Annotated in this window: 11 protein-coding genes; 4 read left to right on the forward strand and 7 right to left on the reverse strand. The window is 34.3% G+C overall.

The window, feature by feature from the left end; translation table 11 throughout:
• The first annotated feature begins 120 nt into the window (after positions 1 to 120).
• Together JAZ75_RS11555 and JAZ75_RS11560 are read left to right on the forward strand one after the other, a co-directional pair.
• Positions 121 to 2,802: a c-type cytochrome gene (locus JAZ75_RS11555; protein WP_208701954.1), complete on the forward strand. Its 2,682-nt coding sequence runs from the start codon at positions 121 to 123 to the stop codon at positions 2,800 to 2,802.
• 438 nt (positions 2,803 to 3,240) lie between these two features.
• Entirely contained in the window at positions 3,241 to 3,762 is a 522-nt protein-coding gene (locus JAZ75_RS11560; RefSeq protein WP_208701956.1) for a hypothetical protein, read from the forward strand.
• A 628-nt stretch (positions 3,763 to 4,390) separates the two neighbouring features.
• Here the strand turns inward: JAZ75_RS11560 and JAZ75_RS11565 are convergent.
• The 4 genes from JAZ75_RS11565 to JAZ75_RS11580 form a co-directional block, all read right to left on the reverse strand.
• Positions 4,391 to 5,836, reverse strand: a complete 1,446-nt coding sequence (locus JAZ75_RS11565) for a glycosyltransferase family 2 protein (protein ID WP_208701958.1) — start codon at positions 5,834 to 5,836, stop codon at positions 4,391 to 4,393.
• A 1,238-nt stretch (positions 5,837 to 7,074) separates the two neighbouring features.
• Entirely contained in the window at positions 7,075 to 7,266 is a 192-nt protein-coding gene (locus tag JAZ75_RS11570; RefSeq protein WP_132841866.1) for a hypothetical protein, read from the reverse strand.
• Positions 7,267 to 7,270: 4 nt separating this feature from the next.
• A complete protein-coding gene (locus JAZ75_RS11575) occupies positions 7,271 to 7,987 on the reverse strand; it encodes a DUF3667 domain-containing protein (RefSeq protein ID WP_208701960.1) in 717 nt (238 codons plus the stop codon).
• A gap of 302 nt (positions 7,988 to 8,289) precedes the next feature.
• Positions 8,290 to 9,051 carry a response regulator transcription factor gene (locus JAZ75_RS11580; protein ID WP_132841869.1) on the reverse strand — a complete coding sequence of 254 codons (762 nt, stop codon included), beginning with the start codon at positions 9,049 to 9,051 and terminating at the stop codon, positions 8,290 to 8,292.
• Between the two features lie 162 nt (positions 9,052 to 9,213).
• Here JAZ75_RS11580 and JAZ75_RS11585 point away from each other — a divergent pair, with 162 nt between their 5' ends.
• Complete coding sequence (locus tag JAZ75_RS11585; RefSeq protein ID WP_208701962.1) at positions 9,214 to 9,672, forward strand: GNAT family N-acetyltransferase; 459 nt, start codon at positions 9,214 to 9,216, stop codon at positions 9,670 to 9,672.
• Between the two features lie 204 nt (positions 9,673 to 9,876).
• Here JAZ75_RS11585 and JAZ75_RS11590 read toward each other — a convergent pair whose 3' ends face one another.
• The 3 genes from JAZ75_RS11590 to JAZ75_RS11600 all read right to left on the reverse strand — a co-directional run bounded on the left by JAZ75_RS11590 (position 9,877) and on the right by JAZ75_RS11600 (position 12,518).
• Entirely contained in the window at positions 9,877 to 10,572 is a 696-nt protein-coding gene (locus tag JAZ75_RS11590) for a type 1 glutamine amidotransferase domain-containing protein (protein ID WP_132841871.1), read from the reverse strand.
• Between the two features lie 115 nt (positions 10,573 to 10,687).
• Positions 10,688 to 11,263 (reverse strand): Crp/Fnr family transcriptional regulator, encoded by a 576-nt coding sequence (locus JAZ75_RS11595; protein WP_208701963.1) that lies wholly within the window; start codon positions 11,261 to 11,263, stop codon positions 10,688 to 10,690.
• Positions 11,264 to 11,462: 199 nt separating this feature from the next.
• Positions 11,463 to 12,518 carry a 3-oxoacyl-ACP synthase III family protein gene (locus JAZ75_RS11600; protein ID WP_208701965.1) on the reverse strand — a complete coding sequence of 352 codons (1,056 nt, stop codon included), beginning with the start codon at positions 12,516 to 12,518 and terminating at the stop codon, positions 11,463 to 11,465.
• Positions 12,519 to 14,057: 1,539 nt separating this feature from the next.
• Here JAZ75_RS11600 and JAZ75_RS11610 point away from each other — a divergent pair.
• The gene (locus JAZ75_RS11610) at positions 14,058 to 17,129 is read left to right on the forward strand and encodes a SusC/RagA family TonB-linked outer membrane protein (protein WP_208701967.1); all 3,072 of its coding nucleotides are present in this window, start codon (positions 14,058 to 14,060) and stop codon (positions 17,127 to 17,129) included.
• Positions 17,130 to 17,136: the final 7 nt, after the last annotated feature.

Below are 17,136 nucleotides of genomic sequence, written 5' to 3' on the forward strand. Positions count from 1 at the left end.
AATTATGATCTTAAAAAATGGAAATTTCTTTCAATTTTCGTAATATTTTTGCTATTATTATAGTTATTAGATTCATTAGTTGTAATTTGCTCAATATTTATGCAATTATAATACCTTACAATGAAAAGGAAACTAAACCTATTATTTCTCTTTCCTATATTATTGGGATTTACCAATAATATTGAAAAGCCAGTACATCAAAAAGTAAAAAATGAAAATGTACATTATTCAACTACAGCTACATTACATGCTCAGGATAGCTTAAAAACTTTATCAGGAGCTCCGGCAGACCTGATTATGACCTCTTTTACAACCGCGGATCTTACTCCTAGTCCAGCTTGTTTAGCTGTGGCGCCTACGGGTGAAGTTTACGTTGGGGTTGATATGATCGGATCTTTAGGAAAAGATATGGGTAAAGGGTTTATCCGCAGATTTGTTGACACGGACAATGACGGGAAAATGGATAAGCATACTGATTTTGCACGTGTTGATAATCCTCGTGGTATTTTTGTTTTAGGTGATCAAGTTTTCGTTTTGCATACGACGTTTGATGCATCGACTGGAAAAGCAACAGGAATGGATTTAGTTGTATTTGAAGATAAAAATCAAGATGGGGTTGCGGATGGGGTAGCTAAACCACTTATAGTGGGTCTAAGTAATACCAAATATATTCAAGAGCGTGGTACGGATCATGCTACTAATGGAATACGGATGGGTATTGATGGTTGGATGTATATTGCAGTTGGTGATTTTGGATTTCATAATGCAACAGGTACAGATGGCAAGAAATTGACCATGCTGGGGGGAGGAATTTTACGTGTGCGTCCTGATGGAAAAGAAATGGAAATATATACACATGGATTACGTAATATCTATGATGTCGCTATTGATCCATATATGAATATCTTTACCCGTGATAATACCAATGATGGTGGCGGTTGGGACATTCGTTTTTCGCATCAGATTCAATCTGGAGAGTACGGCTATCCTTTGTTATTCCAAAATTTTACAGAAGAGATTATTCCTGCTTTGGCCATGTTAGGTGGTGGATCGGGTACAGGATCTTTATATATGGACGAGGATACCTGGCCTGAAAAATATAATAAGGTACCGATGATGGCGGATTGGGGCAGAAGCTTCTTATATATGCATCATGTTATACCAGATGGACCAAGTTTTACACAAAAAGAAGAAGAATTTATCCAATTGCCACAAATTACAGATTTAGATGTGGATGGTTCCGGCAGGTTATATCTAGCAGCTTGGGATGGAGCTGGTTACTCAGGTAACCCGGATAAAGGTTATGTTGCGCGCGTAGTACCAAAAGGATGGACATACAAAGCTTTTCCTAATACGAAGAAAGCATCTATTGGCGAGTTAACTAATCTTTTGAAATCGGGTAGTGCAACAACTAGGCTTTACGCGTCACAAGAACTTGTTTCCAGATCATCAGATGAAGCAACAGCAGCTGCTATTAGTATTGCTAAAGACAAGAGTTTAGGGCTCAGTGCTCGTGTTGCCGCAATATATACTTATGCACAGTTGGCAAAGGAAAAAGCAATTCCGGTTTTGGTTGAACTTACAAAGGAGGATCAGATCCGTGAATTTGCGTTACGTGCTTTGACTGACCGTATGGGATCATTAGAGCAAGTGCCAATTGATCCATTCATTGATGGATTGAAAGATGCTTCCGTACGTGTACAAACGGCTTCAATGGTTGGTTTGGGTCGCTTGGGCCGAGTAGAAGCTGCTAATGCATTATTGCAGACAAAGGTGCCAGCATCTTTTGTTGCTCCCGCTAAAGGAGTGGAGGGGCCACACGATAAACCTAATGCCGCAATTATACCTGCACATCTAGCGGTTAAAGCGTTAGTTCGCTTAAATGCAGTTAATGCAAGTGTAGGTTTTTTGGGAACAGAAAATCCTGATCTAGCTTTATGGGCTATGCGTTATATGCACGATGCCAGAGCAGTTGATGGCTTAATCGCTGCTTATGGAAAATCAAAAGATCAAAAATTTAAAGATAAGATTCTAGTAACCTTAGCTCGCTTATATAAGAAAGAAGATGCTTATGATGCCTCGTGGTGGTGGGGAACTCGTCCAGATTCGCACGGGCCATACTATAAAGGAGTTGTTTGGGAATCTTCATCGGTCATTGAGAAATTCCTGAAGGCAGAGAGCGTAAAAGCTGGAGCGACGAAAAAACAATTTTTTTCAGATCTAAATGAGAAATTCCGTATGGAAATTGCTTCTTTTAATGTTGCTAAGAAAGAGGTTGCTGTAAAAGAAGTTAAGGAGAAAAAAGTTGATTTAGAAAAAATCAAAAACCAAAAAGGGCAAGTAGGAAAAACATCCATTGAGGATATTATGTTAGCATTAGCTAAAATAAAAGGTGATCCGGTAAAAGGAAAAGCGCTATTTACAAAACAAGGATGTTTTGCATGTCATAGTCTTAGTAAAAGTGAAACGATGAAAGGACCATTTATGGGACAAATTGGTGCAATCATGAATCGTGAACAGATTGCCGAATCAATTTTAAAACCAAATGCTTCAATTTCTCAAGGATTTGCAACAGTTTTGATCAGCACTAAAGACAAAAAGAGTTTTATGGGTTTTGTGACACAGGAAACTGCTGATAAAGTTGTATTGAGAGATATTGCTGGATCTGTTACGACAATCAAAAAAGCTAATATTGCAAAACGTAAGGAAATGGGTAACTCCATGATGCCCGCTGGATTGGCAAATTCATTAACAGTTGAAGAATTTGCTTCACTAGTTGCGTTTCTAGCAAAACAAAAATAAGAAGTCTTAACATTTATATCATTAGAGGCCGTCAAATACATTTAAGTTGGCGGCCTTTTTATGTTTCTTGTCAGCCTAATGATAAATTATTTATGGATATCTTTTGCTACAATAATCGAAAAGGAAATTGATCTTTGATTTGGACTTGACAAAATAATATAAAATAGATAATTTAACATATATAAAAAGATTTATGATTTTTAACGGATCGTTTTTTTATAATTTGCTCGGGATTATAGTCTGCAGCTACTCAGACTAATCGAGAAGAGTAAAAACCAAACAAACTTAAAGCCGTTCTGTGTTGTTATATAATAAAAATATGTTCGGTCAAGGACAGCTTATGAGTTGTCCTTGTGGAACTGTTTTGTTTAATAATATAATGTATAACAGGTTTTTGAGGTTATATCATTGAGTATCATTTTTTAAATTAAATTGAGTATGGGAATACGTTTTTATGTCTGTCTTTTTTTCGTGGTAAGCTCGATCACATGTTTTGGTCAAATCAATATTGATAAGATGCGCTCAGATTATGCTTTAGCTGTTAAAGATAAAAAGCTCTGTGAAACGAATCTTAAAATCTTAGATGAGGGAGCAAATACAGTAACCGAAAAAGGATATCTTGCCGCATATGAGATTCTTTGGGCAAAACATAAAAACAATCCATTCACCAAATTAAGCCAGTTTAAGAAGGGTAAAAACTTATTAGAATCTGTTATTGTCAAACAAAAAGACAATATTGATCTGCGTTTTATCCGTTGGTCTGTGCAAACCCATGCGCCCTCATTTCTCAATTATAGTAAAGATCGAATAGATGATAAAGAGTTTTTGGTGCGTAATCTAAAAAAACTACCGAGTCAGGAAGGGAAAAAAATAATTTATAAATATCTGAGCGAAGCCAATAGCTATCTTAAGGGAGATCATGCATTCTCAAAAGCTGAGCTTGCTGAACTTTCAAAATAGTGGCTTAATTTTATAAATGGTTACGTATAGTTTGTAAGAAAGATTACTTACTATTTTGATTTCTTGTTTTTAGAACATACTTTAATAGTTATTGAATGTTTTAAAAATGAGATTTTTTTTTGATTCTTACTTCTGCAATTACTTGTTTTTTATTTTTGAAATTAATTAAATGATCTGGACATGTAGTCTATCTAGGTATAGCACTATAAAATTATTTTTATGCTTTTTGGCTTATATAAATAATTTTTTTTAAGAGATCAAGTTGAATTATAAAGGCTAAGCTGATCACCATACTTACTATATAGGAATGATTAATTTCCTGTCCTAACACATAGAAACCCCTATATTCGACAGAATATTGATTTCAATGTATTGGAATCAATTGTTTAAACAATTCTTTATCTAATTTATTCAGAACAACTGCAAGTAGCCGAATTTATATATTTTACGAAAATTGAGATGATTGAAGTCTAAAGTATTCGCATTATCAATGAAGTCTAGAAGAAAGAATAATCTAATGCATCTTGTAATGATTAATGGGCAAGAACTAAGTGAAATTTACTTAGTCTTGCCCATTAAGTGCATTTATATTTACTGTAACTAATACATGGAAGTATTATACGTTAAATTATCCTCTGGTTAACCAACCACTTCTTCCCGCAGTTGCAATTGCATAAGGTGTGATCCAGAATAGTGAAAGTGCGTAAAAAATACTATATGTATATGCCCAGATTGCTTCCTTCTTATTATCACTTTTTGAAGCAAAAAAGAACGCTTGTACACTTGAAAAAATCAATATACCGACAAAAGTAGCGCTCAGAAACATTAGTGGATAGTGAAATATTGTCCATAGCATTAATAGAAGCAAAGGATAAGAAAGTAAGACTTTTTTCCACTGCATAAGCAATAAGATACGCGTACCTAATTTTTTACCTTCTCGGAAGTTGGTAAAAGCAAAACGGCTCATCATGATGTTTTCGCGTACATTACTTCTCTCCCAACGGATATACATTTTATATAGATTTTTGTATCGTACAGGAGTATCAGTATACACATAAGCATTGGACTGAAATAGTACGTGATATCCTTGTTTTAGAATCATATTTGTCATAGCACGATCTTCACCAATATCTGATGGTTGATCCATAAAGGTCTGGTTAATCCAATCTTCAAGACAATTCATTACCGATTCTTTTCTGTATGCAGATAGGGCTCCAGGTGTACACATTACTGAACCTAATACACTTTGTGCAGAGCGTACAAATTCAAAACTAAATATAAAACTAACACTGAGCATACGTGGAATAATTGCTTTCTTATTGTTTAAAACACGTACATTTCCTGCAACTGCTCCACAATTCTCATTTTTTACAAAAGGAGAAACCATATTACGCAAAGTGTCTTTTTTAACAATAGAATCACTATCAACAGTAATAAATACATCGCCTTTTCCTAATTTGAATCCACGATATAATGCATGTCGTTTACCCATATTCTTAGGTTGCTTATAGATTTCCACACGGTCACCTAATTCTGCTTTGGCACGCTGTATCCAGGTAAACGTATCATCTTTACTTCCATCATCAATAGCAATTATCTGAAGTTTCTTTTCTGGGTAGTCACTATTAGCGAGACTGTGTAAGGTATCATATACCAGATGACCTTCATTATATGCCGGTACTATAATGGTACATGAAGGCAACTCCTCATTTGAAACCGAAGCTATCGGTTTATACTTCATATGTAAAACAATTAGATAAACTAAAAAGCTTACGCTAGATAAAAGTAAAAAAATACCAAATCCAACAAGCAATGTTCCACCTATACTGTTTAATCGTTCAAATCTTAATGCTTCAAATTCTGTTTGAAGCATATACAGACCGAAAACCGATGTTAGTAAGATCAAAAATGTAAAGCCCCAAATGCTATATTCTTTGAGACCATATTGCATTGTTTTACGTAACAAATTATTTTTTTGTTGTTTCGATTCCAGCTCTTTTGAATTAAATACTGCTGGCTTGACTTGCATCTTAACCTCCGATGAGGGAGTGAGAACTTCTTCCATGTAATTCATATTCTTCTTTATTATGAGTGTGTGCTAATGCATTTGATTTTGCTATCAAATGATAAACTATCTTTTGTAATAAGAATATTACGATTGACTATTTACAAAACACATGCCCTAATAACCATTTAAAAAATATGTTAATTGCCAATTGTAACAAACTTGATATAATTATTGGTATCATAAACAACTGATTTATAGTGGGGTTATCGTTGTTTTTTGATGCTTTGGTATACTTGGTAAATGTCTGTTAGATAAGTAGATATTTAAGGTTTTTTAACATTTCGGACATGTTGTCCTATGCTATTTGTTCTTTTTTGTTGTCACTTGAAGACAGTAAATAACCAAAATTATCTCATTGTGCTGATGATTTACTGTTAGCATCTGGAAAATTAAGCAACTAAATTTATACAGAAGTTATGATAGGGTCTATGTTAAAATTTTGGCACTAATTATTCAGTTAAGGTTGAATTTAATTTCTTGTATGCGTAAATCCAAATCTTGCTCGAAGCATGATAGGTTATAAAGTAATTCAATTATACAATGATGAAGCTTAAATATTTTACCCTTGATTTTGTCTATCCGTAATAATAACGATTTGCTTATTAAAAGTAAGTATATCGACCTCAAGAGGTGTGATGTTGCTTCTAATATAGTGGAGAATTCTAATATCTAAAAATAACATACTAATATTTTTAGATATAATAAATTATGGTTACATTAGTACTATTAATATTAGTATGCTTTATAATTTGATTATGGAAAAGAAACCAGCTTGCTGTCCGCTTTGTGGTGCTCGCACAGAATGGATTACCGAATTTATGAATGCGTCTTATGTACAGATTCATACTTGCTTAGATATTCACTGCTGTTATGGATTTTTAGTAAAGGAATAATGAACGGGTGTGAAAAATTGATATCTTGAACGGGTGTTTACTTCTTTTTTATGTATAAGTAGTGCTTAAAGGAGTTAGTCTTGCGTGGCTAATTGGTCGTGAATTTGTTCTACAGTTTAAGAAATAAATTGCAGACCCTTAGCCCTCTGGAGTAAGGCTATTCAGAAAAAGATTCCAGTAAGGTGCAGTAATAGGATGCGGATAAGAATATTTATTCTTTTTCCCTGCTTATATGAGGGAAAAAGAATGTGTATAGTATGAGATTTAATCTGAAATCAACATATTGAGATAGGGTGTTATTTCATTGAAACAACTAGGCCTTTATACCTCGTCTATAGGATTTTCCTTACTTTATTTTTCAGATTGCTTTTTAGGTTTTTTTACAAGGATGTATATTGAGAATGCAAAGACGGTAAAATAGACAGCTGCTAATGCGGGTTTTTCAAATGTAAAATTTTCAAAGTCGAACTGCTTAAACAAGGTCACTCCGAGTATAATAGCGATAATGCTAAATACAAATGATATTGGTTTTCTATTTTCCATATTTTTAATGTTTTATAAGTAAGTCGATTATTGTTCCTATTGTTAATGCAATTGTTACAGAAGTTAATATTCCTAACACGAATGCGGCGAATGCTTTTAAATAGTTTATAGTCTTCTTTTTGTCAAAGAAATGACCAATAGCCCAACTACAATAGGCAATACCAATCATGCCTCCAAATTGCATTAAGTCAATTTGTATCAAACCATATAAGCAAGCAAAAAATGCATATATAAGCATCTCTATACCTGTAACAAAGCATAGTAATATTAAAATTTCAAAAAAATTATAGTCATATTTTTTGAAAAATATTTTAACCCAAAAAGCAGTAAATACTCCCAGTATGATGTTAGCATAGCCATAGTGACTTTGTACCCAGCTGAAAATTCTGCCTGTGGTTGTTGTTGAGATTCCGTCATATTTTACATAACCTTCCTCAATATGGAAAAATCCGTTAACAATTGTATATAGAAGGGAAGTGATGATGATAAAAATAATAGGTTTTACAAGTCGAGCTCTATTTTCTGAAATATAACGTCTCACATTGTCCCCAGGGCTAGTTATTAATTCCTTGATGGTATATAGGATACCTCTTTCAAAATGTAATAAATGTTCGATCTCGTGTGCAATATAATGCCCATCTATTCTCTTTAGTTTTGAAGGTTGTCCGCAGTTTGGACAGTAATTCTGATATACTTCGTTGTTGCAACTTTTACAATTCATCTCTCTTCATTTAATAATTTGGCTAGTATTTATTTACAAATGGTTAGATCGGTAGCAACTTCCATTTTTGATATAAATATTGAAATGTATATGGATGAAACAGTTTGTCATTATCCATGAGTCAAATGTATTAAGTTTAATCGTTAGTACGCATCGATCCTATTAAATCTACACTTTTGTGTAGGAATAAAATCAATACTCATTTTGCAATCAAATTGAATATACAGAAGCTATTGAATGATATTGCGAAATTGATTGGTTAATTTTTATAATTGATGAGCATAAGTGCATCTTACTATGAATTAGAAAAGTGACAGTTCAATTGCTATGGCTGTAGCTTCTGTAATACTTTTTACTTTTAACTTGGAGAATATTTGCTTTTTGTAGAATTTAATAGTATCGATAGAAACAAAAAGCATTTCAGCTATTTGCTCCATCGTTAATCCTTGGGCAGAGTATCTTAGAATATCTTTTTCTCTTTTTTTTAATAAAATTGCAGGTTTTTCTGACCAAATATTATTGATCAGATCATATTCGAAATAAGATTTGTCAAATTCATTCTTTATTCTAATATTTCCCGCTTTAGCATGAGACGATATGGACACCAAACAAAGTGCTATCCAAAGGTTTGAGGAGTTGTCTAGTAGGAGAGGCTTTAGCTTGTGATTGATCAGAATTGGTTTTCCTATTGGTTGCTTAAGGTGGAAGTCATATGAAATGGAATGTTGCATCCGATCTTCTTCCGATAGATTTTTGAGGAAATCAAAGCCACTATCATTAATTTTTTTTAATAGTAGAAGATCTTCTTCAGGTACATTATCAAGATAATGCTGATAACCATTTTTCAAAACCTCATCAGCTGTACGACCACAAAGAAATATTGGATTGTCGGACACAAAAAGAAATCCCTTTTTGTAATAATCAATCAAATACACACTTTGATAAGTTAATTGACTGAGTGATCTTGCAAAATCTACAAGAGGTTTGGTTATATTATAATCCAGCTCATTAAGAGTATCTTTAAAATGTACGGGCTCAAAAAAATCATCAATATTTATATTCATAAAGTAAGGTTAGTAGGTATAAAATGGTTATCTCCTAATCTATTTTACAAAGTAATGAAAAATGAAGGAAAATCGAACCTTAAATTTAATGTGACTTTGGATCATTTTTATGTATCTTGAAATGTAAAAATTAGTTGTACGTAGATTAAATTAGTTGATTAAATGATGGTAGAAATACGGAATGCGATTGAATCTGATATTGAGATATTATTAAATTTTGAAAAAGGAATAGTAGATGCTGAAAGACCCTTTGATGACAGTTTAAAAGAAGGGGAGATTCACTACTATGATTTAATGGATCTCATTCGAAGTGAGCGAGCAGCGTTATTGGTGGCTGTTGTTAATAATGAAATTGTAGGTTCAGGCTATGGTAAAATTTTGGAGGCGAAACCGTTTCAAAAACATAAGGAATACGCGTATTTGGGTTTTATGTATGTGAAGCCCACATTTAGAGGTCAGGGCATTAACGGTGTAATTTTACAAAAACTTATGGAATGGGCTAAAAGCCGTGGCTTAACGGAAGTTAAATTGGATGTTTATGATGCAAATGTAATTGCTAAAAATGCCTATCTAAAAGCGGGATTTAAACCCCATTTATTGAAAATGCGTTTAGACTTGTAAATCCTTTTACATTGTAAATTTATAGCTATGTCACTTAATAAAAGTGATCGCGTTACAAATCTGCCTTGGAACTTATCTATTAAATATTTTACATTATAATACTTAACAAAGAAAGCCAAGATACCTAAAGTAACCAAGGTATACGAACTGATGTAGTAAGATCCGGTCCGTATACCTTGATTGTAATTATTCTTATGAAGACTTTTAATTCGCTAATAGCGCGAGTAATTCTTTCGCTGTTTCTTCTGAAGAACCTGGGTTCTGTCCAGTAATTAGGTTACCATCTTTTAAAACATAGCTGTTCCAGTCCTCTCCTTTACTGTATATCCCACCAAGTTTTACCAGTTCATCTTCTACTAAAAAGGGAACAACATTGGTCAATTGCACAGCTTCTTCTTCAGAGTTCGAAAATCCTGTAACTTTTTTCCCTTTAACTAATGACGAACCATTAGTATCTTTTACGAAGCGCAATACGCCAGGAGCATGACATACTGCGGCAACTGGTTTATTGTTTCTCCAGAATGCTTCAATAAGTGCGATAGACGTTTTATCATTTGTTAGATCCCAAAGAGGACCGTGTCCTCCCGGATAAAAAATGGCATCATAATCTTGCTCACTTATTTCCTTTAATGGAATGCTGTTTGCTAGTTTAATTTTCAGTTCTTTATCTTCATCAAATCGTTTTGTTGCTTCTGTCTGAAATTCTGGAAGCGCACTTTTGGGGTCTATTGGCGGTTGTCCGCCTTTAGGAGAAGCAATTGTTACATTTACACCTGCATCGGCCAAAACATAATAGGGAGCGGCAAATTCTTCAACCCAGAAACCTGTTTTATTACCTGTATCTCCAAGTTGGTCATGCGATGTCAGTACAACCAATACTTTTAAATTCTTTTTTTCCATTTTTGAAAATTTTAAATGTTTAAAATGATATCACAAAATAGATCATAAATCATTAGACCTTTATGTGATATACATCACATTTTAAAGAATGTTTGTTTTGGTGATATATGTCAGATTATTTGACCTGATAAAGTCTGCTTAATGTTTCGCGCGAAACTCCGAGATATGACGCAATTAAATGCTTTGGTACCAGGTTATAAAGATCAGGATATTGTTGCATGAGTTGCTCATAACGGCTTCTAGCGTCATTGTTAAGCAAGGAGAGAATTCTTTTTTGTAAACCTATATATCCTTTATTTGAACGCCATCTTAGAAATGTTTCTATCTCGTGAATTTCTTTGCAAACTTTTTCCCGGTCTTCACTAAATAGACAAAGAGCATTGGTATCGATAACACAGTCTAGATTGACAGTCGCCTTTTTATTATTATGAAGTGCATCATAATCAGATGCCCACCAGGTTTTTGTCGCAAACTGTAGAATATGCATCTTTTGTTCATCGTTGACAAAAAAAGTTTTTAGGCAACCATTTAGAACAAAATATTCACATAATACACGATCCCCTATATTTATAACAGATTGTTTTCTTTTAAAGGATACAGGTTTTAAAAATGAGAAAAAGTAATCAAACTGTTCATCACTAAGCTGGACAGTTTGTTCTATATGATTTCTAAGAATTTCACGATCGGACATGTTCAACGTATGGATTTGTATAGAAAATAGTATCTAAAAATAAGTGTTATAATTTAAGATTAGGAGCGGTTTTCAATCTCTTATTGTTTGTTTAGATCTGAATCTTGTTTGCTATTGTAATGTTAGATTCATCTCTATTTGGTTATGAAAGTTATTTGAAATTAATCTTCATAATTTTATTTGCATTTCGTTAAAAGCTTTAAAATTTATAAACAAATGCATTGATATTCATACCAGCACCTACGGAAGCAAATAGCGTGATGTCTCCTTTGTTGATCTTGTGTTGAGGCAATTCCCCTTGAAGGATCATCGCTAATAAAGTTGGTATGGTTGCAACGCTATTATTGCCCAATTTCTGAATGATCATAGGCATAATGTCGGGTGGTTGTGGTGTATTGTACAGTTGGTAGAATCTATGTACAATAGCTTCATCCATTTTTTCATTAGCTTGGTGAATGATGATCTTAGCAAGATCTTTTATGTCATATCCACTCTCGTCAAAGCATTTTTTCATCGCTTTTGAAACATTAGTCAATGCGAACTCATATATTTTTCGCCCTTTCATTTTCAAGTATTTTGTGTCAGAATCTTGATTAAAATAGGAGGGGCCAAAATATAAATAATCAATCTCATTGAGTGTGAAAGAAGCCGAAATATGAGATTTAAGACCCGAATCATCATCGCTAGATTCCATTATCACTGCTCCTGCACCGTCAGCATAGATCATACTATCTCTATCATGAGGATCTATGACGCGGGAAAGCGTTTCAGCACCAATGATCAGGCACTTTTTAGCAAGCCCTGCTTTGATAAAGGCGTTTGCCTGAATAACACCTTCCACCCATCCTGGACAACCAAAAAGTAGATCATAAGCTACGCAGAAGTTATTTTTAATTTTTAAAAGATGTTTTACACGTGAAGCAAGGCTTGGTACCATATCAGATTGGATAGAGCCGTGCTTAACATCGCCGAAATTATGGGCAAAGATGATATAATCCAAAGTTTCAGGGTCGATCTGCGCATTTGTTATCGCCTTTTGTGCAGCCTGAAATCCTAGATCGGATGCCACTTGATCATCCATTGCATATCGTCTTTCTTCGATTCCAGTAATCTCTTTTAGTTTTTGTGTGATTATCTCATTGGACTGTTTTAGAGGCTGTTCATTTTCATCAAAAAATGTGGAATCTTGAAAAAATGTATTTTTAACGATGTGGGATGGAGTATAATGTCCAGTACCTATAATTTTGCTACTCATTTTCTTATATTACTTAATTAATTTAGCGATAATTACTGAGACCAGCAAATCTTAGTTATTGAAGAGGGAATAAATATTTTATTTGTAACTGGCCAACCAGCTTCAAACAAGCCTCGATAGTTAATTCTCCAGTACTTTGGACAAGAAATGAATATCCACTTCTTGTACTGGCAAGGAGGTAGATTTAGTCAATTTACTTCCAAAACGTTCGGGATTCTATAAACAATTCAATCTGATTGATTACAATTGGGAGTTTTTTAATGATATCCTGAGTCCAGAACCGGAATACCGTATATTCTAGTTCACGCAGAGCAAGGTTAGTGCGTACGTCTTTTTGCATATTACGTTCGATTTTCGGTATCCAGAATAAACGGTTAGATTTAATACGGTTTCGGTTCTTTTCCAGTCAAAGCCGTGCCAAAATTCACCATCGACAAAAATAGCCAATTTACATTTTTTTTATGACGATATCAGGTGTTCCGGGAAGTGATTTATCATGTAATCGTATGTTTTTTGTCTATAGTGCTTACCGTAAGATCAGTTCTGGTTTTGAATTTTAACTCGTATTCTTGCCATATTCCAACTTCGTTTGAGGCTTCTATAGAAACTAGCTTTCTTCTGGAAATGCGGTACATGGATTTTTTAGAATCTGATTAACTGCGTTGTTTTTCACTTAGTGTAACAGCGATTTTCCTAAAACTTACTCATTTCATCTCTTTGATTGCATTGATCTTCTTTATATTTGATTTATCTTTTCCAAACCACCAATAGAAAATGCATCCAATTACATTGAATAGTACAGCAGCATTTCTGTTGTTCCGATATTGATAAATGATAAGTTTATAATTTTAGGTTTAAATATTGTTGCCATAATAACGAACTCTAGTGCGTTATTTAAATCTATAATTATTTTGCATTCATGAATAAGATTTTATTTTTTAATCTTTTGACTATCATAGCACCCAGTTCTCGATTTTAGCAGGATCAATAGAAATTTCAGATTATGCCCGTAGCAAATATGAGGAAAAAATCATTCACGTATAATGGAACAGGAACATTAGTATGAGAATAAAAATAAGCTAAGTAAGCCTATACTTTAGTTTTTTAGTGTCCCTTTTAGTAGCGTGAAATCTATTTCATGCATGCGTGTAATAAAATCTATAGGATTAGTAGTTTTTATTAAAATAAAAAATTATATTTGCAAAGTGTTTTTAAAGAATAAGCACAATAAGCCCTGATTAGAGACAGTCAGGATCAATCACCTAACTAAAAAACAGCAGTATGAAATATTATTCTACGCTTGATGACTCAAACCTTTTTGGACATTATGAAGATGATGTTTTAATTTCTTCCCTAAATTTTTTCACCATCCTATTCCATTCCGAATACCTGGATTACGATTCTCGAATGTGTTGTTAAAACGACAAACTAACAAAAAGGGGAAGCAAGCTTCCCCCATTTTAAAAATTAGATGAGGTTCTGATTCCCAATTGGCGTTGTCGTCAGAAACCTTTTTTTACCTTAATTTTCTACAAGAATATGAAAAAAAATCAAAAGTATCTGATTTTTCAGGTACTCTTTGTCCTAACTGTGCATTTAGGGCAACCAACCTATTCCCATGCACAAAGTAAATCTACTCCTATCGTAAATGCGGCTTTTGAAGGGAAAGTTGTTGACCAGGTTAATGGAAACCCAATAGTGGGGGCGACTGTAAAGCTTCAAGGAGTGACACATTCTGTCCAAACAGATAGTCATGGAAATTTTCAATTTATTACGGGACAAAAATTACCAGCTACTGTCATTGTTTCTTTTCTCGGTTATCAATCTCAAACTGTAGAAATCACATCACCCAAAAGTATCATAAAATTATTGCCCACAGCTTCTAATTTGGATGAGGTTGTCGTTATCGGTTATGGAACAACAAAAAAACAAGATGTAGTTGGTGCCATCACAAAGATTAATGCAGGGGAAGTCAATAAAATTCCTGTAGCCAGTTTTGATGCTCAGTTACAGGGGAAGGCAGCTGGATTACAGGTCGTAGCCAATTCTGGAGTTCCGGGAGAAGGTATATTTGTCCGTGTCAGAGGTACGACTTCTATTAATTCAAGTAGTGATCCGCTCTATATTATTGATGGTGTCTTTCTAAACAATACAAGCTTACAAAATGCAAATTTAGGAGGTCGTACTACATCTCCATTAGCCGATATAAATCCGGCAGATATTGAATCTATAGAAGTATTAAAAGACGCTTCAGCAACAGCAATTTATGGTTCTAGGGGAGCTAATGGTGTTGTTATTGTAACGACTAAGCAGGGAAGTTATGGTGCAAAAACAAAAATTGATTTTAACCTTTCCAATGGTTTTGTTCAAGCGGACAAATCGACTTTGCCACATTTGGCATCTGGACCAGAGACCGCTGCATTAGCGAATGAATGGTGGATTAACTCGGGTATTGATAAACCATCATTAAATCAAAACTTTTCTAACAGACCTTTTCGACCTGTTAATGAAGGAGGTCGTGGCCTACCGGAGGAGCAGCAGACCTATGATCGTTTAGATTTTATTCTAAGAAATGGACGTGTGCAAGATTATAGTTTAGGTATTCAAGGTGGAGGAAATAAGTCCCGATATTATATAGGCACTGGGTATACAGATCAAGAAGCATTTTTTAAAGTTATCGATTTCTCACGAGCAAATTTTAAGTTTAATTTTGATCAACAGCTAAATGAACGCATTAAGATCGGAATTACAAGTAATATTGCTAGAACAAAAAGAAATCAAGCACGTACAGGTGACGGTCCGCAGGTCAGTTTGTGGAATTCTGCAGTTTCTTCGGCTACCTATACAGCGACACACGATCAGGAGGGGGTGGCTACAGGATCTGATAATACTTATGTGTTAGTTGATAATTATGATGTCAATACGTTAAGTTTACGTTATATCGGAAGTGTTTTCGCTGAAGCAGATATACTTCCCGGTTTAAAATTCAGGAGCAGTTTTAGTGCTGATTACAACAAATATGATGAAAATCAGTACTGGAATACCAATACTAGTATTGGAAAAGCTAACAATGGACAAGCAACGTCTGGAATTTCTGAAAATACTACTTGGATTAATGAGCAGACCTTAAACTATCAAAAGCAATTCAATAGCGTTCACAAAATTACGGCTTTAGTGGGTAATACCTTGCAGCATAATACTTTAAATTATTTGTACGCAGAAGGTAATGGATTTGCCAACAATAGTTATAAATTAATTTCTTCAGCTTCTACCCGTACTTCATCTCAGGACTGGACAGCTTACTCTATTGCTTCTTTTTTTGGAAGAGCAGGATATCAGTATTCCGATAAATATTTTGCAGAAGCGACATTAAGAGCTGATGCTTCTTCCAAATTTGGAAAAAATAATCGTTGGGGATATTTTCCAGCTTTTGCGCTTGCTTGGCGACTGAAGCAAGAGGACTTTTTGAAAGATGTAAACTGGTTAAATGATCTGAAAATTAGAACATCCTATGGAATTACAGGTAATCAGTCAGGGATTAGCAATTTCGCTTCACGAGGACTTTGGTCCGGAGGTAGTTCGTATGCCGATGTTATCGGTTCACCTTTACCAGGTATAGGGCCTCAGCAACTTGGTAATGATGACTTGAAATGGGAGACAACCGCACAGTATAATGTCGGTTTTGATGCAGAGTTATTTAAAAATAGGTTATCTATTACCCTGGATGTTTACGATAAATATACTTCCAATATTTTACTGCAACAACCGATCAAGACTTCTTCTGGTTTTTCCCAGTACTGGGCCAATGTTGGCGAAGTGAGTAACAAAGGTTATGAGTTGACTATTAATAGTGTTAATATTCAAAATCAAAATTTTACGTGGAAAAGTAGTTTCAATATCTCAGGAAATAAAAACAAAATAGAAAAACTACCGACCCAAATTACGCAGTATACACGTGATTGGGTGATTTTAAAAGAAGGACAATCTTTGAATTCATTCTGGCTCTATGAGCAGTTAGCTGTTGATCCTAAAACCGGAAATGCCATATTTGATGGTCAGCTGGAAGATGGAACAGTTCCAGTAAGTGCCCGCAAAATTATGCATAATGCATATCCTAAATTTTATGGTGGTTTAAATAATTCGTTCAGCTATAAAAGTTTTGATCTCAGTGCAGCACTGTCTTATCAATTTGGTAACTACACTTTAAATCTGGAGCGCTACTTTAGAGAACGTAATCCTACTAGCGGGGGAGTATTTGAAAATGTGCTAAACCGCTGGCAAAATGATGGTGATATTACCGATGTGCCCAGATTAACATCGATAGGGAATAACTATACCATTGATCAGAACAGCCGTTATTTAGAGGACGCATCCTTTGTAAGGCTTAAACAATTGTCGATAGGGTATACACTACCGAAATCTTTCTTGAGTAAAGCTAGAATTAGTAATGCTCGGATATATTTTCTAGGCTCGAATTTGTTCCTTTGGACAAAATATACAGGAGATCCTGAATCTAATGTTACCTCAAATCCGAATGCACAGGGACTTGGATCATTCGGAACTCCACCTCAGCCCAGAAGCTTTCAGCTTGGATTTAACCTAACACTATAATTTCACC

The organism is Sphingobacterium sp. UDSM-2020, assembly GCF_016132525.1.
Lineage (GTDB): Bacteria > Bacteroidota > Bacteroidia > Sphingobacteriales > Sphingobacteriaceae > Sphingobacterium > Sphingobacterium anhuiense.